This window comes from Mariniflexile sp. (assembly GCF_041583155.1).
In the GTDB taxonomy this organism is placed as follows: Bacteria; Bacteroidota; Bacteroidia; order Flavobacteriales; family Flavobacteriaceae; genus Mariniflexile.
The window spans coordinates 35,974-56,192 of the sequence record NZ_JBFHGK010000004.1 but is presented as its reverse complement, the minus strand read 5'-3'; the positions used below and the strand labels follow the sequence as shown (position 1 = coordinate 56,192).

Genomic DNA, 20,219 nt, shown 5'->3' with positions numbered 1-20,219 from the left:
CCCCTAACGTGCCAAGTGATGTAATAAATAGAAAAAGTCTTGCTAAGAAATAATTCTTGCAAGACTTTTTAATATTGGTTATTGTCTGAAAAGTTTAGTGAGAAACCATAATCATTTTAGACTGTTTAAATTGGGTACCCTTAGTGATATTTAAAATGTAAGCGCCATTTTCAAAAGGTGTCATATCCAATGTAACTTCTTGTTCATTATAATTGACAGTTTTTTCCATAACCTTTCTACCGTCAATAGCGAAAACCTGAATTAAATCTACATTGTTTTTAATGTTTTTAAGGGTAACCAGGTCTTTCACTGGGTTTGGATATATTTTAACCAAACTCGTGTTATTATTGTCTACAGAAAGACTACTTGAAGTCCCATAAAATTCTATTTCATGAATGGAGGTGAAATTACTACCCGCAGGCTGTCCGTTACCAATTATTTTTACATATTTAGTACCTACAGCAGTCTCAGGAAGTACAAAAGCTTTGAAGGTAGCGTCCGAGTTACTTAACATATCCCCGGCTGGAAATGGGTTTGTAAAATCTTCATCAGCTATTCCGTTTGAAGAAACCCAAATTTGTAAATTATAAGTTTTTCCATTGGACGTTGCAATATCAACTAATTGTAAGTCAAATGCACCTTTTAAGTCATATATGATAATTGCTTTGCCGCTAGAATCTTGACTACGATCTCCAGCCCAATACGTAACAAAATCTTTATCTAAACTATTAACAGCATAATTCAATTTACTGGTACCGTTAACTTCTTGGTTAGAAAAATAAGCTACAGCAGCGTCCGAGGCAAGTTTATTAATTAAGTTTAAGCCATCACGTGGGTCTGGCGGCGGCGGCGCAGCTTGTGTAATATTTAAGGTTCTTACAATATCATCACCACCTGCGTCTTGTGTAAAAGTAACGCTACCTGTTCGTTCCATACTATCTGTATTGGCAGTAACGGTAACAGAAACGGTGGCATCGCCAGAACCTGAATTAGGAGTAATACTAATCCAGGAATTGTTAGAAACTGCTGTCCAACTAACATTCGCAGTAACCGAAACATCATAACTTCCTGCAGCATCTGATAGGGTTGATAAACTGCCCACAATTAACGACTGGGGTATTACAATATTACAATCACCATCCGTAATGTTTACACCTAAATTATTTACAAAACAAGCACCGATGGTATGCCCAACCATGTCGTCTGTAATAGGTAGGTAAGCGCCCATATCGGCCCCTTTACCTGTGGCACCACTAAACGTGAAAATTTCTCCAGAAGCAGTAGCGGTAATGCCTGCCTGCTCAGAAAAGTTGGGGTTGGTAGCACCTAAGGTGGTTCCTGCATAAACATTTCCACTATAAGTTAATGCCGTGCCCAGACCGGAATAATCAGCATTAATCACAGGTGTTATATTTTGGTTACCATTAGTAAAGTAAATTAAATTGTTACTTACAATTCCTGTAGGGTCGGTTGTTCCTTGAGCTACGTTGTAATACAAAGGTGAATTTGTATTTACAATGGTATTGTTGCTTAGGTTAAGGTCTGTAACTTTTTGATATCCATTACCAAGACCAGAAGAAACGGAACATGCATAGGCATTAGTTGCACTTCCACCTAAAAATGTGATGCCGTTATTCCATTGTGCTTGGTCTAATACATTTACACAATCTTGTATGTAATTGTTAGTAATTGTTTGGTAACTATCAACAATTCTAATACCACCAGTACCTTCAATATTTTCACCTAAAAAGTAATTTCCATTAACCGTGGTGTGAGAACCATGCCGAAGTACTAAAGAACCTCTACATCTTCTAAAGGTATTATTAATATAACTGTTTCCTTTGCTTTTATTGGTGATGATTTCATTTTCGCCATCAGCCTGAACAAAATAATTATTCTGAACCGTAACATTACTGTTTACATTTTGATACTCGCTGGTTCCAATACGTATGGCTTCACTATCTCCAGAATTAGTCCAATCTGAGTTTATTTTTGCGTAATTATAGAAGTAATTATTACTTATAATATGTCCAACGTTTTCACAACGGGTATTTGGTGTGCCCGTTCCATCAGGTGATGCATTGAATTGATATTCGGCTAATATCATATTTCCTGAACTTGTTTTATTCATGAAAGAACAATTAATTACGGTGTTGTTTGTGCCGTACAATACCACCCAATTATGTTTTACACTTGTATATTTTGTGCCATCAAATGTAGGGGTACCACCACTAACTTGTAAACCATCAACCACACAATTTTGCAAGACACTGTTGTAAGCATAGTTGGAGCTATCTCTAAATTCAATAAAATTACTAGCGCCATTACCGCCTTTCCAATGAAATCCATCTATAATACAATAATCACCACCAATTTTTAAGGTTTGACCTCCTGTAAACTTAACCCCACCAGGCGTTGCTGCTTTTAGGGTGATTGGATTGCTGGCAGTACCCACACCATTAAATCGCATGGTGGCTGAGTTTGAATAAGTTCCATCTGCAAAAATAACGGTGTCTCCTGGCGCAAGTGTGGAAGAAAAAACCGCGGTTAGCTGATTCGGATTGGAAATGTAATGCGTGGTTTGGGAAAACACATTATAGTGACAAAAAACTATTAATGTGAAAATGCATGTTTTAAAGTTGCGACCCCGAAACAAGGCTCGCCAATTTTGAGTAGTTTTTAATTTCATTAGATATATAGTTTAGTTTTTAATTTGGTAAACCAAATTGGTAAACCAAATATAGGAAATATGTAAAATAAAACAACTCCTTAATCGAAAATTAACACAAGTTATGTGCGTTTTAATGTAGGTTTTCGATAAATTAACGAAAAAAATAGACTAAAATCTGATTGTTAGCGGATCAGAAATTTAATTTATAATAAATTTTTTGATGCTAACGGTGGTTGTATCTTTCTTAAATTCAACGTAGTATAGTCCTTTTTTTAAATTGGAAACATCCAGGGTATTGGAAGTTAAGGTTTGTGAACTAATATGCCTGCCTAAATTGTCGAGAATATTAATTTGGTTAAAACTATGGGGTATGGTTTCATTAATATGAAACGTGTGGTTTGTGGGATTGGGAAAGATGCTTATTTTATTTTTGTTTTTTTTTGATTGGTTTATTGATAAGGTAGGATTTTCTTCAATACTGAAATCTGCAAACAAAACGTCCTCATCTCGCAAATCGGCAGCGAAGTCCAGGCTTCTGTAAATGCCCCATTTTGGACGGATGTATATATCATTTATAGAGCCACCAGAGGGTACAACATGTCTCCAATTATTATTGGTATTAGCGTATGTTAAAAGATTTGAACCATCGCTTACTTTATTAATAACTAAAGAATAAGCACCTGGATTACTATAGGTTATTGTTTCAGTAACATCAACCCAATGACCTAATAAACTGGAAAGTGGGACAGAGGCCACCGTTTGTTGAGAACCAGCTTCTGCATAACGTACGGTAAAAATACCTCCAGATGATGAATACAGAGTAAACGTGTACATCGGCATGCTATCATATGCATCATTCACACTTTTTAACTGGTGAATGTGAGTGAATTTTGATGACGGCTGAAAACCTAAAGGCAACTTAAATTTCCATTTATATACAACCGTTTCGCCTTCAATCCCTTTTAAATTTTCTGGGGATTTGTCATAGGTTTTGATTTCGTTTCGTTGACGATCGGTAGCCCCATTGCATCTGTCATTATCTGGACTTACGTGAATGTGGAAACGAAACACATGCGTATTTAAAGTGGCATCGAAAATTTCATCGATGTGTCTATTTGGGTATGTTGATGCGCCGTTATTGAACGTTCCGTGATTACAGTCCGGAACTTCAATAGCATCATAGCCTGGTGCTAAAACGGAGTTTATTAATTCATAAGTGCCCATGCCTTCCGGCCCGTCGGCTTGTAATATAACCTGAGATCTGGAAAATTGACTTTGTAAACAAAGTAAAATGCATAAATAATGGAGTGGTTTAAACATCTTTAGCTTATTGGTTTACCAAATTGGTTTACCAAAAATACTAAATTAAAAGATGAATTTCCTAATTTTAATTGTGTTAAGACCTAATTAATTATTTTACCTGATAGGTAAGCTTCATAGTTATAGAGGCTGTTTTTTCTTTTGAAGTGGTATTATAGGCACCACCCCACGAATAATCTTCGTTGGAGTTTTGCCCAGTAATTTGAAAAATTCCCATTTGAGCCAATGATAATTCACCTAGTTGAGCTCCCGAATTTTCGGCAATACTTTTAGCGCGCACATGGGCATTATCAGTAGCTTGTGCCACCATTTCAATTTTTAAATCTTCCAGCTTCGTGTAGTAATATCTGGGTGCTAAAGAGTATAGTTGAATGCCTTTATTTAAAAGCTCCGTAACTTCTCTCGAAATTTTTTCAACCTTTTCAACGTCTTTAGAATTTATTTGAACCGTTTGACTTAACGTATAACCAATAAATTCCTGACCCAAATACTTCCCGTCATTGGTGTAATTTTGTTTAAACTCTTTATTAGTTGCTACGGCGTTAAAAACAATCACATCGTCACTCAAACCTTTAGATTTTAGATATTCTGAAATAGTTTCCTTGTCTTTTTTTAAGTCGGAATAGGCTTGTTTTAAATCGCTATTGACCTGCGAAAATTTGGCTTCCCAAACAATTAAATCGGATGTGAAATTGGTTTGACCCAACCCTGTTACCGAAATGGTACCTTCTTTTTTGTTTCTATTAATAACCGCATTACCTAAAATGAATGCTGCTACAATAATGGCTATTGCGAAAACAATCGCATTTGTGTTATTCTTCATAGAAACAAGTTGTTACATGTTAATTTATCGAATAAATGTAATGAATTTACTAATATCACTAACCGAATTATTTGATAGAAATTTTATAAAAGCACTTCCAATAATGGCGCCTTTAGCATACTGTGTAGCCTGATTAAATGTTGTACTGTCTGAAATACCGAAACCTATTACTTGCGGATTTTTTAATTTCATATCGGCGATACGTTTAAAATATTGCGTTTGCTCGTCTCCAAAACCAGATTGAGAACCCGTAACACTAGCACTGCTTACCATATAAATGAATCCGTTTGAAATAGAATCTATAAAATTAATGCGTTCTGCACTGGTTTGTGGTGTAATTAAAAACACATTGATGAGTCCGTATTTTTCAAAGGTTGCTTTGTATTGGTCGTTATAAACATCCACAGGTAAATCGGGAATGATTAAGCCATCAATACCAATTTCTTCACATTTTTTGCAGAATGCTTCCACACCATATTGTAGCATCGGGTTAAAATACCCCATGATAATTAATGGAATGGACACCGTTTTGCGAATGTCTTTTATCTGATTGAAAAGCACTTCGGTTGTCATACCATTTTTTAAAGCTTGGGTAGAACTCGCTTGAATGGTTGGACCATCGGCTAAAGGATCGCTAAATGGCAAGCCAATTTCAATCATATCAACACCGCTTTTTTCAAGGTTTTGAATGATGGTGGCGGTATCGTTTAAGCTTGGATACCCTGCCGTGAAATATATTGAAAGTAACTTTTTGTTTTCTTGTAATTTAGTTTGAATACGATTCATAGTTGTATTGTTTTCGTCATTGCGAGGAACGAAGCAATCTGTAGAATGAGATTCCTTCACGTTGTTCGGAATGACGTTTATAATTTAAAATAATCGATATAAGTATTTAAATCTTTATCGCCACGACCCGATAAACTCACCACCACCACATCGGTTGGTTTGAATGTTTTATGTTCGAAAATGGCCAAGGCATGCGAGCTTTCAATAGCTGGAATAATACCTTCTAGTTTGCATAATTCCAAACCAGCTTTCATGGCATCGGCGTCGGTAATGGACATAAATTCGGCGCGACCTGTTTTAGCTAAATGCGCGTGCATGGGGCCAACACCAGGGTAATCTAATCCAGCGGAAATGGAATAAGGCTCGGTAATTTGTCCGTCAGCTGTTTGCATTAACAAGGTTTTACAACCGTGAATGATGCCTTCTTTACCTAACACGGAGGTAGCAGCGCTTTCACCAGAATCCACACCCAAACCTGCCGCTTCAACGGCAATGATATTCACGTCTGGTTCATGTAAAAAGTGGTAATACGTTCCAGCGGCGTTACTACCGCCACCAATACAAGCCACGACATAATCAGGATTTTCTTTACTCTCGTGTTCTTTCAATTGCCATTTTATTTCTTCGGAAATAACCGACTGAAAACGCGTTACCATGTCCGGATAGGGGTGTGGGCCAATAGCCGAACCAATAATGTAATGGGTGTTTACGGGATTGTTAATCCAGTCGCGAATGGCTTCGTTCGTAGCATCTTTTAAGGTACGACTGCCGGATAAAGCAGGAACAACCGTAGCGCCTAACATTTTCATACGCGCCACGTTTGGTGCTTGTCGCGCAATATCAATTTCTCCCATATATACAATACATTCCAATCCCATTAATGCACAAACTGTAGCGGTGGCAACACCATGCTGTCCAGCACCGGTTTCGGCAATGATGCGGTGTTTCCCAAGACGTTTTGCCATTAAAATCTGACCAATGGTATTGTTTATTTTATGCGCTCCGGTGTGATTTAGATCTTCGCGTTTTAAATAAATTTTAGTGTTGTATTTTTCTGAAAGACGCTTAGCAAAATAGAGTGGCGAAGGACGCCCCACATAATCTTTTAATAGCTGATCGAACTCTTTTTTAAAGTCGGGTTCAGCCATTATTTTTAAATAATTCTGGCGTAATGCTTCTACGTTCGGATACAGCATTTCGGGGATGTATGCACCTCCAAATTCGCCATAATAACCTTTTTCGTTTACGTTGTAATTCATCTTATAAGTTTAAAGTTGAAAAGTTCAAAGTTTTAAGTTGACCTATTCTTCGAGCTTTTCTCTAAAATATTTTAATAATGCTATATTTTTTAATCCGGGTGCTGTTTCAAATTTACTATTCACGTCTAAAGCGTAACAAAATGTGGAAGCAGGACTTTTAATAAATTCTTGTAATTTTTCTACTTCATCTAAACCAATACCACCACTTAAAAAGAAGGGTTTAGTGGAAGGATAGTTGTTTAAAATGGTCCAATCAAACGTATAGCCGTTGCCTCCTGGTAATTCCCCTTTGGTGTCGAACAGAAAATAATCACAAACAGTTTCATAGGGTTGTAAGACTTCAAAATCGAATTCGTTTTTGATGGAAAATACTTTAATGATCTCGATGGGGCCCGATTTAACCGTGTTCATAGGCATTGTATTTCTTTCCTCGTATTCACGTTTTAGTTCTAAACAATACTCGGGCGTTTCTTCACCATGCAACTGTACTGCTTGTAAATTAACGGTATTAATTTTTTCAATTACAAAATCGATGGCTTCATTAACAAAGACTCCTACTTTTTTTATGGATTTTGGTATTTCAGGACACTTTTCAGAATCAAATTGTCTTGCAGATTTCTCATAAAATATAAAACCAAGATAGTCAGGTTGTAATGCTGCAACCTGTTCGATATTGGTTTGGTATTTCATGCCACAAACTTTAAGTTTCATAGTTTTTACTTTTTCGCCAAGGCGTTAGGTGGTTAATTCATTTATAAATTGTGTGGCACTTTCTCCTGCATTATCGGTCTTCATAAAGTTTTCACCAATTAAGAATCCTTTGTATCCATAAGGTTGTAATTCCTTAATGGCTTCAATATGACTAATGCCACTTTCAGAAACTTTTATAAAGTCGTTTGGTATTAATGCACTTAAACGCTTACTAGTTTCTAAACTCACATCGAAAGTTTTTAAATTTCGGTTGTTTACACCAAGCATGTCTAAACTTGGCATGATGGATTTATGCAATTCTTCTTCGTTGTGAACTTCCAATAACACATCCAAATTTAAACCTTTTGCAAATTCCGATAATTTTTTTATTTCAGCTTTTGTTAAAATAGCTGCTATTAGTAAAATAACGTCGGCCCCATAAGCTCTGGCTTCTAATAATTGGTATTCATCTATAATGAATTCTTTACGTAAAAGCGGCAATTTACAACTGGCTCTTGCGGTAAGCAAATCGTCCAACGAGCCTCCAAAATATTTCCCGTCGGTTAAAACGGACATACCACAGGCTCCAGCGCTTTCGTAACCTTTGGCAACATCAAACACATTTAAGTTCTGATTGATAACCGATTTTGATGGCGATCTGCGCTTATGTTCAGCAATAATGCCAGTAGCGCTATTTTTTAATTTTCTGGATAAGGAAATGGTGTTTCTATGAAATAGAACCGATTGTTCCAATTGCTTTATTGGAATTAACGATTTTCTTAATTTAACTTCTATGCGTTTATCCGCTACTATGGTATCTAATATATTCATTTACTTAACTCTTGAATTGTTTGTAATGCTTTTAATCCCTTTCCGGATAATAAAGATTCTTTTGCAAGTTCAAACCCTTGTTTGTGAGAAACTTGGTTTGTAGTGGCAATTGCTAAGCCTGCATTGGCGCAAACCACGTTGTTTTGTGCCTCCGTTCCGTTTCCTTGAATCACATCCATAAAGATTTTGGCAGATGATGCTACTGTATCTCCACCAAAAATAGCGTCTTGGGTAATTTTTGAAACGCCCAAATCTTCCGGAACAAACATGGTTTCTGCATGGTTAGATATAACTTTTGTGGGCCCAGTTAAAGAAATTTCATCATAACCATCTAAGGCATGCACAACCGCATAGTTTTTATCGGTATTCTGGTATAAATAACCATACAAACGCAGCAATTCCAAATTAAAGACCCCAACCATTTGATTTTTGGGAAACGATGGATTTACCATGGGGCCTAACATATTGAAAAATGTTTTTACGCCCAATTCACGACGAATCGGTGCTACGTTTTTCATGGCTGGATGAAACAAAGGAGCATGCAATACGCAAATGCCAGCTTTGTCCATACTACGTTTTAAGAAATCTTCATCATTTGAAAATTTAATACCTAGATATTCCATAACGTTTGAAGACCCACAAGCCGAAGAAACACCATAATTTCCGTGTTTCGCCACGTTTACGCCAGCCCCGGCAGTTACAAAAGAGGCTAGGGTTGAAATGTTAAACGTATCTTTTCCATCACCACCAGTACCGCATAAGTCAATGGCATTGAAATCTTTTAAATCAATTGGTATACATAATTCTAAAAGGGCATCTCTAAAGCCGCGCAGTTCTTCAAGTGTAATACTTCGCATCATATAAACGGTTAGGAATGCTGCAATTTGGCTTTGGTTATAATCACCCTTCGAGATGTTTACCAATACCAATTTCGCTTCTTCACTCGAGATGCTTTCGTGATTTATTAGTCTGTTTAATATATGTTTCATTTTTAATAAGTGGTTAGACTTTAGATATTAGATGTTAGAGAGTTTCTGAATTAAAGTGAAATTCATTTTTTGAATTTCTGTGATAAGGTTTGAAATATGATGTAAATTGGTTTCTTTTAAATATCCAATTCTAACTGATAATTCTAGCTGTGTTGCTAATTCATTTAAAGAACCATTAGCGATTCCTAAGAAATTCCGGAATTCTTTATTTGAATTTCTGCCAGCCCCTTCTGCTATATTGGAAGGAACCGCAACAGCACACCTTTGAATTTGACTAATTAACCCAAATTTTTCTTCACTTGGAAAAGTAGAATTTAAAATATAGGTTTTTTCAACCAAGTCCATAGATTTTTGCCAAATTTTTAATTCTCTATAGTTGTTCATTATCTTTAGTCTTTAGTCTTTAGTCTTTAGTCTTTAGTCTTGAGTCTTGAGTCTTTAGTCTTTAGTCTTTAGTCTTTAGTCTTTAGTCTTGAGTCTTGAGTCTTTAGTCTTAAGTCTTTAGTCTTGAGTCTTTAGTCTTGAGTCTAATTATTTACCCAATTCTTTAAAATCTGTTTGCCGTGAGGCGTTAATACCGATTCTGGGTGGTATTGCACCCCTTTAACATCGTATTCGCGATGACGTAAAGACATGATTTGTCCGTTAGCATCAACCGAAGTGGCTTCTAAGCAATCGGGTAGGTTGGCATTAACAACCCACGAATGGTAACGCCCCACTTCAATTTCTTTATCCATGTCTGTAAATAAAGATTCATCATCAACCGTAATGTTTACTTTAGTGGCTACACCATGGTAAACATCATCTAAATTAATTAGTGAGCCACCAAATACTTCGCCAATGGCTTGCTGCCCTAAACACACACCCAAAATACTTTTTGTTGGTGCAAATCGCTCAATAATAGGTTTTAGCAAGCCCGCTTCTTCCGGGATGCCTGGACCTGGAGATAATACAATTTTATCAAAAGGTTCAACATCATCTAAGGTTAATTTGTCATTTCTAATAACAGTAACATCACAGTTTAAATCTTCCAGATAATGTACAAGATTGTATGTAAAACTGTCGTAATTATCTATAACTAATACTTTTATCATTTTTTTCTTTTCCTACGAAAGCAGAAATTGTTTTTTAATTAATATTATGTGTTTTGGTACCAAGGCTTTTGTGGTTTTAGCAATACTAGGAATCTATATAACTCTAAATTTTTTCGGCTAATTCAATAGCTTTTGTTAGTGCGCCTAATTTATTGTACACCTCTTGTAATTCGTTTTCAGGGCTTGATTTTGATACAATACCAGCTCCGGCCTGCCAATGCAATTTATGGTTTTTACTTAAAAAGGTTCTAATCATGATGGCGTGATTAAAGTTCCCATCAAAATCCATAAAACCAATAGCACCACCATAAAAGGATCGGTTGGTCTTTTCATATTGCTCAATCAGTTGCATGGCACGGTGTTTCGGAGCACCACTTAAAGTACCGGCAGGAAAAGTATCGGCCACGACCTGCATGGTGGAAGTTTCTGGGTGTTTTTGTCCTGTTACTTTACTTACTAAGTGTATCACATGCGAAAAAAACTGAACCTCGCGGTAAGTGTCTACGGTAACATGACTGCCATGTCTGCTTAAATCGTTTCGGGCTAAATCTACTAGCATGACGTGTTCAGCATTTTCTTTTGGATCTAATTTCAGTTTTTGTGCCAGTTCAACATCTTGAATGTCGTTTCCAGTACGTTTAAAAGTGCCCGCAATGGGGTGGATTTCGGCTTTACCATCGCTTACAATCAGTTGGGCTTCTGGTGAACTTCCAAAAATTTTAAAATTACCATAATCAAAATAGAATAAGTAAGGGGATGGATTGATGCTTCTTAAGGCGCGATACACATTAAATTCATCGCCTTTAAATTCTTGTTGGAAACTTTTTGATAACACCAGTTGAAACACATCGCCACGGCCACAGTGCTTTTTAGCATAGTCTACATGATGCTTGTAGTCGTCATCAGATAAGTTAGAGCTAATGGCACCGTCCGATTTAAAGTTATAAGATGCAAAGTTTTTTACTTTGATCAAATGATCTATTTCTTCAATATTAGGTTCCGAATCAAAACAATGGGCGAAAATATAGGCTTCATTTTTTTGGTGATTGATGGCTATGATGTTTTGAAAAACAGCATAATGCACATCTGGGATGCTAACTGAGTTTTCTTTTTTTGAAATGGCTATATCTTCAAAGTAACGCACCGCATCGTAAGCAATATAACCAAAAATTCCGTTGTTAATAAATTTGAAGTCTTCTTCGGAATGGACTTTAAAACGTTTGGTGAATTGGTTGATTTCTTCAGCAACATCGGTAGTATCGGTTATAGGTATTTCCGTTTGACTTCCATCAGGAAAGCTTTGTGAGATAAGCTCATTTTCAACCTTAATGGTTGCTATTGGGTTAAAACAGATATACGAAAAACTGTTGTCGTTAGCGTGGTAATCACTACTTTCTAGTAATATGCTGTTAGGATATTTATCTCTAATTTTTAAATAAATACTCACAGGCGTAATGGTATCTGCTAGAATTTTTTTGTAGTGGGTGTATAAATTGAATTTGTTCATTTTTCTGAATGTATTTCAGTGTTTTAGTATTAAAAAAAGGCTTGTCGTGAACGACAAGCCTTTTGGATATTTTTAAGTTTTAAATATACTAGGGTTACTTCACGAAACGTAAGTTTTGTAAGTTCCACCACCAAGTATTATTTAAAATTGATTTCATTTTTTTGCTTTAATGCGTTCAAATATAGAAATGAAAATAGAATTACACAATACTTTACGGGGTTTTTTACATAAAAGTTTGTTAAACTATGCCTTCACTATCAAGTATTAATTAATTTTATGCTTCCACTGAATATTTATTAAAGTAGCTGGGTTAAAAAAGTTAAGCGTATGAGGTTTGGATTGATAGTCGCTTTCGTGTTGGTTTTCACGTCTTGCAAGGAGCATGCAAAAAAGCATGATATCAGCATGAATAAGCACATTTCTGATAGTGAGAGCGTTGTGTCGGAGGATTTGGACTTAGAGGTTTATGACTTTGCCGGTTTTAAAAAATTCCTGAACCAGACGGATGATCAAGTACATGTTATAAATTTTTGGGCAACCTGGTGTGCGCCTTGTGTAAAGGAGTTGCCGTATTTTGAACAATTAAATGCAGAATATGCCCATAAAAATGTGGATGTATTACTAGTAAGTTTAGATTTTCCTCACTTATATGAATCCAAGTTGAAGCCTTTTATTAAAAATGAAAACATAACATCTAAAGTCATTGCTTTAGATGATGTAGATATGAATTCCTGGATTCCCGAAGTGGATAAAACATGGTCTGGGTCATTGCCGGCAACCATCATTTATAAGAATAAGGAACGTAAATTTTTTGAACAATCATTTACTTTTGAAGAACTAGAAACAGAAATCAATCAATTTTTAAATTAGAAAACTATGAGAAGCACAATCAAATTAATTCTTGCACTTGTTATTGTATTAGGCATTAGTGCGTTTACAGTAAATAAAACGACCTGGAATGAAGGGTATAAAATTGGCGATGTTGCCGAAGATTTTTCCCTTAAAAATATTGATGGCAACATGGTGTCTTTGGCCGATTACAAAAATGCGAAGGGTTTTATAATTACATTTACCTGTAATACCTGCCCTTATGCAGTGGCTTATGAAGATCGACTGGTTGCTTTAGATAAAAAGTATGCAGCAAAGGGCTATCCCGTTATTGCCATCATGCCTAATAACATAACGGTTAAACCCGATGATAATTTGGATGCCATGAAACAAAGGGCTAAAGAAAAGGGGTTTACCTTTCCTTATTTAATAGATGCCGAGCAAACCGTTTATCCTAAATTTGGAGCCACCAAAACACCACACATGTTTATACTTCAAAAAACGAAAAAAGGCAATGTTATAAAATACATTGGGGCCATAGATGATAATTATAAAGATGCGAATGCTGTAAAAACGAAATACGTTGAAAATGCAGTGGATGCGCTGCTACAAGGTAAAGAGGTGGAGCAAAAAGAAACCAAAGCTATTGGCTGTTCCATTAAAGTGTAATATGGTATAGGTAATTAAATTGAAAAATCTAAAGCGTAATACTTTAGATTTTTTTTGGTCTGTAAATTAAAGAAGTATTAAATTTGTGAAATACGAAATACAAAAATAGACATGGAAGATTTAACACAGGAAGAATGGGTTTCTCAATTACAAAACGATCCGAATGCAGTGATTTTAGATGTTAGAACGGATGCAGAAGTGGCCGATGGGATTATAGAAAATGCCATTCATATTGATATACATAAAGGGCAAGGGTTTTTAGAGGAAGTAGAAGCATTGGATAAAACCAAAAATTACTACGTGTATTGTCGCTCTGGTAACAGAAGCGGACAAGCATGTGCCGTGATGAATCAATTGGGGTTTGAGAACGCTTATAATTTATTAGGTGGCATCCTGGAATGGGAAGGCGATTTGGTAGATAAAGACTAAAACCATGTAACATGAAACACTTATTCCTGCTAATTTTGGTTTTAATAAGTGTTTTTGGCACTAGTTGTAAAGAAACGGGCGCTCAAAACCAAGTAAGCCACGTATCGCCTAACGAAGCTTATCAGGTAATGAAAGACACTTTAGTTCAGATTATTGACCTAAGAACACCTGCCGAGTTTGAGGAAGGCTACCTGAAAAACGCCATAAATATTGATGTTATGGCCTCATCTTTTTCAAAGGAAATAAAACAAGTAGATTCATTAAAACCGATTCTTATTTATTGCCGTTCTGGAAATCGTAGCGAACAAAGCCTTGCTGTTTTTTTAAAGGCAGGTTTTACAAAAATATATCATTTAGAGGCAGGAATTTTAGGTTGGGAAGCAGCGCAATTACCGATACTAAGGGATTAAGAAAATAATTTTTTATTTTGATTTTCAGTAAGTTTCGGGGATGTAGTTCGTCGAGATTTAGTGATTTTGTCTTTTTTTTTTGGTATTTTACCCTTTTTATTTTAGGGATAATTCCTATTTAATTATATTTATAGTAATTAATCAATTAAATTATCTCCCTCATGATGAACGGTTACGTAATTTTAGGAATCATAGCCCTCTTATTTTTAAGTATGTATGGCTTTGCTTATTTTTCTGTTTTTATGGAAAAACTAAAAGCAAATAGAAATAAAGAAATCAATGCTGAAAAAGAAGCACTAAGGCTGGAGCAGCGCAAAAAAAATCAAGAACTTATTGATGAACGCGTTAGGAAATTCAATGAGCGAAAAGAGGAAATTCGCCGTGAATTGACACTTCTGGAAAAAATGAAAGAGCGCCAACAAGTCAGCTAAATACACGATACTATTTTTTAAAAGTCCATGTAAATTCTGTGTTTACATGGACTTTTTCTGTTTTGTTACATTGCCATGATTCCTGGCGTGCCACCAATGAAGTGAGTAACGACGCAGTCCCTGTCTTTTTGTGGCTTAGGAGCCACTTAAACACTGCCTACGCAGCCCGTTTTACCAACCTAAAATTTACTTTGTACTTTTTTGTATTACAGATACATTCATCCTGTTGGCTTTCGTTACATGCTTGGAAATCAATGGTGTTACTGGTTTTGTAGTGTTTAACTTTAGATTTTACAGCTGTAATTGGCTGTGGTTTTTTAACCGAAAAATATACTATTTTAACCCCTAAATTCTTGGGTTAAAATGCATCAATTCTTCGATAAATGATTAACATTGTACTTTAACGATTATAATTGCTGTGTGAAGAATATATGTTTTTTATTCAAATTTTATATTTTTTTTTGCTTTCAAATTAGTAGAAATTACTCCCTAATGTAGTTTTTTTTAATTGTTAGATTAATAGCATTTTTATTTGTATTACCATTGTAAAGAAATCGGTCGAATGCTGTAACGCAGATGTGAAGGTTTACAGGTCGTAATGCACTGGTTAGGATAACAAACTGCATTTTAATAAAATTGCAGTGTAATAAATTTTTAAAAATACTATATGGAATCAAAGAGCTATTCTATTTTTATAATACCGTTTACTATAATTATGCATTTAATTATAATAAACGGACTGCTATGGCTTTTTACACCCGAAACCTATTTGAATTTTTGGACCATCGTCTATTATAACAGCGCTTGGTTATTTATTACCCACCAATTAAAATTCTATCCTACGGGTCGTCGGGAAGAGTTTATGACGAATATCCGGAAACTGTGCTATTTGTATGCCGTTTACGGGCTTGCATACATGGCCTGGTTCCCAGTAGCGGGGTTGGTTGTAAATTCTGTGTATTATCACATTGCTGTTTATTTGTTTATATGTTTCTGTCTTACGCTATTCCGCTATGTATTTTATGCCTTTGTAAAGTATTACAGGTCTAAAGGGGGAAATTATGTAAAGGTGGTGGTTATTGGAAGAGATAGAAACCTTAAAAAAATCAGACGTATTTTTGATAATCCGCATTATGGTTATAGGTATTGTGGTTTTTTTGACGATGGCCCCTCTGCCAGTCCTACGTACCACGGGCCTATCATGCGAAGTTATAAGTATATTTTAGAGAATCGCATTGATGAGGTGTATTGCACGGCAGCAAAACTGTCCAAGGAGCAACTGCAAAACCTTATTAATTTCGCAGATAACAATCTCATTAAGCTTAAAATCATTCCAGACAACAAGGATATATTCACAAGATCCATGTCTATAGAACAATACGGTAATATCCCGGTACTGAAATTAAGAACGGTGCCTTTGGATACCGAATTTGCAATCGTGGCGAAGCGTGTTTTTGACATCATTTTTTCAACTTTTGCAATCCTTACTTTATTGTCGTGGTTAGTGCCTTTATTATACGTTATCATTAAGTTGGAGTCGCCTGGGCCCCTGTTCTTTAAGCAAAAAAGACACGGCTTAAATCGTCAGGCATTTTGGTGTATCAAATTCAGATCGATGGCGAATAATGCCGATTCAGACAGTAAAATGGCCACAAAAAATGATATGCGTGTTACTAAGGTAGGTAGGATATTGCGTAAAACGAGTATTGATGAACTGCCTCAGTTCTTAAATGTCTTTATGGGCGATATGAGTGTTGTAGGGCCGCGCCCGCACATGGAAAAGCATACCTCAGATTATGAGATCTCTGTAGATAAGTATTTGGTGAGACATTTTGTAAAACCAGGAATCACAGGATTGGCACAAGTGCAGGGGTATCGCGGTGAGATTAGTACACCAGCCGATATTTTGAATAGAATTCGACTGGATATTTTATACGTAGAAAAATGGTCGTTATGGTTGGATTTGAAAATTATTTTCAAAACCATATCAAATGCCGTCATGGGTGAAGAAAAAGCATATTAAAAAACATATTAAAGCGTAACAGTGTTTTATTTTATTTAAAGGAATATTAATTTATATAAATCGATAAGTATATGAGTTGGTTCGTATTATGTGTTAAAGCACAACAGGAAAAAAAAGTAGCAGAAGTATTAGAAAAAATGAACGTAGAGGTTTACTGTCCGATGGTACAGGAAACTAAGGAATGGAGCGACCGCAAAAAGGTCGTAGAGGTTCCTTTATTTAAATCGTATGTGTTCGTAAACCTGGAAGAACGTTACCGAGGCATTGTGTTTGGTGCGCCGGGCGTTATCCGTTACTTATTTTATTTAGGTAAACCGGCCGTGGTGCGCGATGAAGAAATCTGGGATATAAAACGATGGATTGCTGATGGTTCTAAAGACCTAAATGCGCTTACTGAATTAATTCCAGGCAGTGAAATTGTGGTTCAAAACGGCTTGCTTAAAGATCATAAGGGCGTCGTGTATTGGGTTAACAAAGACAATGTTACCTTTTTACTGAAGGAAATGGGGGCTGTAGCTCAGGCCAAATTGAAGGATGTTATTTAGGATCCTTTCACACTGGCATGTTGGTCTGATGGTTAAAACCCCATTACGGTAGCAATCTGAAAAGTTAATTTTACAGTTGTTAATCAAATGTAATTTAAACATGACAAAATTATGGTTTCTGTATTATTTGTACCTCGTTAATATAGAAACCATAAAACTTTATGGCCATCCCTATTCAAACCATCAGATTACTTTGTAGAATTTAAAAAAAAATGTTTCTTTGGGTCGAAATGAATAAAAACGAAAAGTTATTCGGCTCAAAAAAGCAGCATAAGTGGCTTGTTTTTTATCAACATGCCACGGGTATCATGCTAAGGGTTGTCTCACGATAACTCACAATAAATTTAAAAATGAAATCTATGGGCTTAAAAATGGGACTCATACGGCGGAGCCGTGTAAAAAACACATGTATTTGTGTACATTTGGCAAACAAAACTAATTATAAATTGTAGTGTCCTAACTGATTACGGGTGCAACATGTGGTTACTTAAATACAAGGTTTCTTGCACCTGAATATTAAATAAAATTCAATACCCATTATGTCAAAAGTGAATACAGTTTCCAAAACGAATAAGGAAAAGGATATCATTAAAATACTTGCCAGCTATTTAAAATACTGGTATTTGTTTGTAATCGGGGCAGCGATTTGCCTGGTGCTGGCCTTTTTGTATGTGCGCTACAAAGTGGTGCCGGATTATAATATTTATGCGAAGGTACTTTTGAACGACAAAAAAGGAAGTGATCAATCTTCCAATTTGGCATCCATGAGTGATCTGGGATTGCTAAAGGTGTCCAAAAACATTCAGGATGAATTAGGGATCTTACAGTCCTATGATTTAATGAAAGAAACTTTGGATGAGTTAGGCATGGCTGTTGGGTATTATTATGAAGGGCGGTTAAATGAAACCGAGGTATATAAAACGCAATTGCCCTTTCATATTGTTGTAAGCGATAGTGTGCCTGTAACGCAGTATGGCGAGTATGGTACCATATTGCTGGTAAATGAAAATACCTTTCAAATTGAAGTAGAAGATGCAGATGGTAATTCCAAAAAAACAAGCTATAGCTATGGGGAGGCCATTAAAACGCCTTTTGCACAATTTACTGTCATTTTAGACGATGAAAATATCGATTTTAAAGCGCAAAAGCCCATTTTAATAACCTTCAATAACACAGCTGGCTTAGCAAACATGTATAATGCCCGACTTTTTGTAAAAACAGTTCAACAGAATGGCGGTGGGCTTGTGGAAATAGGTATTAATGATATCATTGCAGAACGGGGTATTGCTATTGTAAATAAACTTATAGAGGTTTATGAGCGCAAATCAACGGAGCATAAAAATATCCTGGCCAACACAACACTCAGTTTAATAGATGAGCGTCTGGAACTGCTCTCTGGAGAACTAAGCAGTGTAGAAGAAAATGTAGAAACCTACAAAAAGGAAAACAATTTAACCGATGTTAGTTCCGATGCTACGCGTTTTATAGAACTAGCAGGTCAATCGGATCGCGAGCTGGAAGTTATAAAGTCACAGATTGACGGGATCAATGCCTTAGAAACTAATTTGGCACAGTCCAGTGGCGATTCTTACGAATTAATAACCGCCATTGGCTTTCAAAATCCGTCTTTAACAGGCTTGGTTTCCAGATACAACGAGCTGGTGCAAACCAGAAAAAGCATGCTTCGGTCGGCAGGAGTGGGGAATCCCGTGGTGATTGAAACCGGTAAACAGCTATCAGACCTGAAAAACGCCATTTCGGCGAATGTGCAAAGCATTAAATCCAGTTTACTTAATTCCAAGCGTAACATTTTAAATAATGCCATTGGTTACAAATCTAAAATTTCAACGGTGCCAACAGCAGAACGGGCCCTTTTGGAAATAAACCGCGATCAGGGTTTAAAACAGGGCTTATACCTGTATTTGTTACAAAAACGCGAGGAAGAAGCCCTATCCATCAGTGTGCCTTTCTCAGAAACCCGGGTTATCGAATCGCCGAGAGCCTTTCCAGCAGGTAAGAGTAGTATGCCCGTGTATTTAGGAGCCATCTTGTTCGGATGTTTTGTCCCATTTTTATGGATCTTCTCAAAACAACTATTGAATACTAAAATACAAACCAAGGAGGATATTGAAGAGAAAACGGATTGTTTTATTTTAGGTGCCATTGCCACAAACACCGAAAAAAACACAGTTGTCGTTACCGAAAACAACGTGAGTCCGATAGCCGAATTATTCCGATTATTGCGTCATAATTTAAAGTTCAGTATCCAAGGGAGATCAGAACAGGTGATTATGGTTACCTCTGGCAATCAAGGTGAGGGTAAAACCTTTATCTCCATAAATTTAGCAGCAAGTTTGGCCATAACAGGAAAAAAAGTAGTGGTGCTTGGGTTCGACTTACGCGCGCCAAAATTAATGAGTAACATGGGGCTGCCCAACACCATAGGGATAACAGATTATATAATAGACCCAACGCTTCAAATGCATAACATCATAGTGCCTTATCAAAATACTCCTAATTTGTCTTTTATTGGTTCGGGTAGCATTCCGCCAAATCCAGGGGAATTGATGCTAAGCAACCGTATTGAAACCTTATTACAAAACCTTAAAGCCGAGTTTGATTACATCATCATAGATACGGCACCTATTGGGAAAGTGTCCGATGCTTTTGCGTTAGTACCTTATGTTGATGCCACCATCTATGTGGTGCGTAGTAATTATACTGAAAAAGCCGATCTGGAGCTGTTTGATGACATTGTTCAAAGCAAAAAATTAGAGTCTGTGATGTTGGTTTTAAATGATGTGACCTTGGATAAATCATCCGGCTATGGCTATGGCTATGGAGAAAAGGCCGTAAAGCGTTAGAGCCCACAAAGCGTTGGCGGTAACATCGTGATGCTTTACCAATAAAGTAA

19 protein-coding genes are annotated in these 20,219 nt (G+C 36.3%); 8 read left to right on the top strand and 11 right to left on the bottom strand.

Annotated elements, in window-relative coordinates:
* Positions 1–94: 94 nt before the first annotated feature.
* From ABYI63_RS02430 to ABYI63_RS02380, 11 genes are all read right to left on the bottom strand, one after another.
* A complete protein-coding gene (locus tag ABYI63_RS02430) occupies positions 95–2,689 on the bottom strand; it encodes a chondroitinase-B domain-containing protein (protein WP_372753059.1) in 2,595 nt (864 codons plus the stop codon).
* Between the two features lie 180 nt (positions 2,690–2,869).
* On the bottom strand, positions 2,870–3,991 hold the full coding sequence (locus ABYI63_RS02425) for a T9SS type A sorting domain-containing protein (RefSeq protein WP_372753057.1): 1,122 nt from the start codon (positions 3,989–3,991) through the stop codon (positions 2,870–2,872).
* A 91-nt stretch (positions 3,992–4,082) separates the two neighbouring features.
* The gene (locus tag ABYI63_RS02420; protein WP_372753055.1) at positions 4,083–4,814 is read right to left on the bottom strand and encodes an SIMPL domain-containing protein; all 732 of its coding nucleotides are present in this window, start codon (positions 4,812–4,814) and stop codon (positions 4,083–4,085) included.
* Positions 4,815–4,838: 24 nt separating this feature from the next.
* Positions 4,839–5,600, bottom strand: a complete 762-nt coding sequence (gene trpA / locus ABYI63_RS02415; protein WP_372753053.1) for a tryptophan synthase subunit alpha — start codon at positions 5,598–5,600, stop codon at positions 4,839–4,841.
* 77 nt (positions 5,601–5,677) lie between these two features.
* Positions 5,678–6,859 (bottom strand): tryptophan synthase subunit beta, encoded by a 1,182-nt coding sequence (gene trpB / locus ABYI63_RS02410; protein WP_372753051.1) that lies wholly within the window; start codon positions 6,857–6,859, stop codon positions 5,678–5,680.
* Between the two features lie 42 nt (positions 6,860–6,901).
* Positions 6,902–7,570, bottom strand: coding sequence for a phosphoribosylanthranilate isomerase (locus tag ABYI63_RS02405; protein WP_372753049.1), 669 nt, complete (start codon positions 7,568–7,570; stop codon positions 6,902–6,904).
* Positions 7,571–7,594: 24 nt separating this feature from the next.
* Positions 7,595–8,380, bottom strand: a complete 786-nt coding sequence (trpC, locus tag ABYI63_RS02400) for an indole-3-glycerol phosphate synthase TrpC (protein WP_372753046.1) — start codon at positions 8,378–8,380, stop codon at positions 7,595–7,597.
* Entirely contained in the window at positions 8,377–9,369 is a 993-nt protein-coding gene (trpD, locus tag ABYI63_RS02395) for an anthranilate phosphoribosyltransferase (RefSeq protein WP_372753044.1), read from the bottom strand. Before trpD ends, trpC begins: the two co-directional genes overlap by 4 nt.
* Positions 9,370–9,396: 27 nt before the next feature.
* On the bottom strand, positions 9,397–9,753 hold the full coding sequence (locus ABYI63_RS02390; RefSeq protein ID WP_372753042.1) for a four helix bundle protein: 357 nt from the start codon (positions 9,751–9,753) through the stop codon (positions 9,397–9,399).
* A gap of 143 nt (positions 9,754–9,896) precedes the next feature.
* Positions 9,897–10,463 carry an aminodeoxychorismate/anthranilate synthase component II gene (locus ABYI63_RS02385; RefSeq protein WP_372753039.1) on the bottom strand — a complete coding sequence of 189 codons (567 nt, stop codon included), beginning with the start codon at positions 10,461–10,463 and terminating at the stop codon, positions 9,897–9,899.
* A 103-nt stretch (positions 10,464–10,566) separates the two neighbouring features.
* Positions 10,567–11,970, bottom strand: a complete 1,404-nt coding sequence (locus ABYI63_RS02380) for an anthranilate synthase component I family protein (protein WP_372753037.1) — start codon at positions 11,968–11,970, stop codon at positions 10,567–10,569.
* Between the two features lie 327 nt (positions 11,971–12,297).
* Here ABYI63_RS02380 and ABYI63_RS02375 point away from each other — a divergent pair, with 327 nt between their 5' ends.
* The 8 genes from ABYI63_RS02375 (at position 12,298) to ABYI63_RS02340 (ending at position 20,169) form a co-directional block, all read left to right on the top strand.
* Positions 12,298–12,840 carry a TlpA disulfide reductase family protein gene (locus ABYI63_RS02375; RefSeq protein WP_372753035.1) on the top strand — a complete coding sequence of 181 codons (543 nt, stop codon included), beginning with the start codon at positions 12,298–12,300 and terminating at the stop codon, positions 12,838–12,840.
* 6 nt (positions 12,841–12,846) lie between these two features.
* On the top strand, positions 12,847–13,467 hold the full coding sequence (locus tag ABYI63_RS02370) for a thioredoxin family protein (protein WP_372753033.1): 621 nt from the start codon (positions 12,847–12,849) through the stop codon (positions 13,465–13,467).
* Between the two features lie 111 nt (positions 13,468–13,578).
* Positions 13,579–13,896, top strand: coding sequence for a rhodanese-like domain-containing protein (locus tag ABYI63_RS02365; RefSeq protein ID WP_372753031.1), 318 nt, complete (start codon positions 13,579–13,581; stop codon positions 13,894–13,896).
* 11 nt (positions 13,897–13,907) lie between these two features.
* Complete coding sequence (locus ABYI63_RS02360; RefSeq protein ID WP_372753029.1) at positions 13,908–14,306, top strand: rhodanese-like domain-containing protein; 399 nt, start codon at positions 13,908–13,910, stop codon at positions 14,304–14,306.
* A 161-nt stretch (positions 14,307–14,467) separates the two neighbouring features.
* Positions 14,468–14,737: a hypothetical protein gene (locus tag ABYI63_RS02355; protein WP_372753027.1), complete on the top strand. Its 270-nt coding sequence runs from the start codon at positions 14,468–14,470 to the stop codon at positions 14,735–14,737.
* A 667-nt stretch (positions 14,738–15,404) separates the two neighbouring features.
* Positions 15,405–16,760 (top strand): undecaprenyl-phosphate glucose phosphotransferase, encoded by a 1,356-nt coding sequence (locus ABYI63_RS02350; RefSeq protein ID WP_372753025.1) that lies wholly within the window; start codon positions 15,405–15,407, stop codon positions 16,758–16,760.
* A 71-nt stretch (positions 16,761–16,831) separates the two neighbouring features.
* Positions 16,832–17,305: a UpxY family transcription antiterminator gene (locus tag ABYI63_RS02345; protein WP_372753023.1), complete on the top strand. Its 474-nt coding sequence runs from the start codon at positions 16,832–16,834 to the stop codon at positions 17,303–17,305.
* Between the two features lie 539 nt (positions 17,306–17,844).
* Positions 17,845–20,169 carry a GumC family protein gene (locus ABYI63_RS02340; protein ID WP_372753021.1) on the top strand — a complete coding sequence of 775 codons (2,325 nt, stop codon included), beginning with the start codon at positions 17,845–17,847 and terminating at the stop codon, positions 20,167–20,169.
* The last annotated feature ends 50 nt before the right edge of the window (positions 20,170–20,219 follow it).

Coding starts and splice junctions, on each gene's coding strand:
- ABYI63_RS02370 (WP_372753033.1), top strand. CDS start 12,847: ATGAGAAGCACAATCAAATTAATTCTTGCACTTGTTATTGTATTAGGC.
- trpB (WP_372753051.1), bottom strand. CDS start 6,859: ATGAATTACAACGTAAACGAAAAAGGTTATTATGGCGAATTTGGAGGT.
- ABYI63_RS02420 (WP_372753055.1), bottom strand. CDS start 4,814: ATGAAGAATAACACAAATGCGATTGTTTTCGCAATAGCCATTATTGTA.
- ABYI63_RS02365 (WP_372753031.1), top strand. CDS start 13,579: ATGGAAGATTTAACACAGGAAGAATGGGTTTCTCAATTACAAAACGAT.
- ABYI63_RS02345 (WP_372753023.1), top strand. CDS start 16,832: ATGAGTTGGTTCGTATTATGTGTTAAAGCACAACAGGAAAAAAAAGTA.
- trpC (WP_372753046.1), bottom strand. CDS start 8,380: ATGAATATATTAGATACCATAGTAGCGGATAAACGCATAGAAGTTAAA.
- trpD (WP_372753044.1), bottom strand. CDS start 9,369: ATGAAACATATATTAAACAGACTAATAAATCACGAAAGCATCTCGAGT.
- ABYI63_RS02430 (WP_372753059.1), bottom strand. CDS start 2,689: ATGAAATTAAAAACTACTCAAAATTGGCGAGCCTTGTTTCGGGGTCGC.
- ABYI63_RS02355 (WP_372753027.1), top strand. CDS start 14,468: ATGATGAACGGTTACGTAATTTTAGGAATCATAGCCCTCTTATTTTTA.
- ABYI63_RS02360 (WP_372753029.1), top strand. CDS start 13,908: ATGAAACACTTATTCCTGCTAATTTTGGTTTTAATAAGTGTTTTTGGC.
- ABYI63_RS02340 (WP_372753021.1), top strand. CDS start 17,845: ATGTCAAAAGTGAATACAGTTTCCAAAACGAATAAGGAAAAGGATATC.
- ABYI63_RS02350 (WP_372753025.1), top strand. CDS start 15,405: ATGGAATCAAAGAGCTATTCTATTTTTATAATACCGTTTACTATAATT.
- ABYI63_RS02390 (WP_372753042.1), bottom strand. CDS start 9,753: ATGAACAACTATAGAGAATTAAAAATTTGGCAAAAATCTATGGACTTG.
- ABYI63_RS02385 (WP_372753039.1), bottom strand. CDS start 10,463: ATGATAAAAGTATTAGTTATAGATAATTACGACAGTTTTACATACAAT.
- ABYI63_RS02380 (WP_372753037.1), bottom strand. CDS start 11,970: ATGAACAAATTCAATTTATACACCCACTACAAAAAAATTCTAGCAGAT.
- ABYI63_RS02425 (WP_372753057.1), bottom strand. CDS start 3,991: ATGTTTAAACCACTCCATTATTTATGCATTTTACTTTGTTTACAAAGT.
- ABYI63_RS02375 (WP_372753035.1), top strand. CDS start 12,298: ATGAGGTTTGGATTGATAGTCGCTTTCGTGTTGGTTTTCACGTCTTGC.
- trpA (WP_372753053.1), bottom strand. CDS start 5,600: ATGAATCGTATTCAAACTAAATTACAAGAAAACAAAAAGTTACTTTCA.
- ABYI63_RS02405 (WP_372753049.1), bottom strand. CDS start 7,570: ATGAAACTTAAAGTTTGTGGCATGAAATACCAAACCAATATCGAACAG.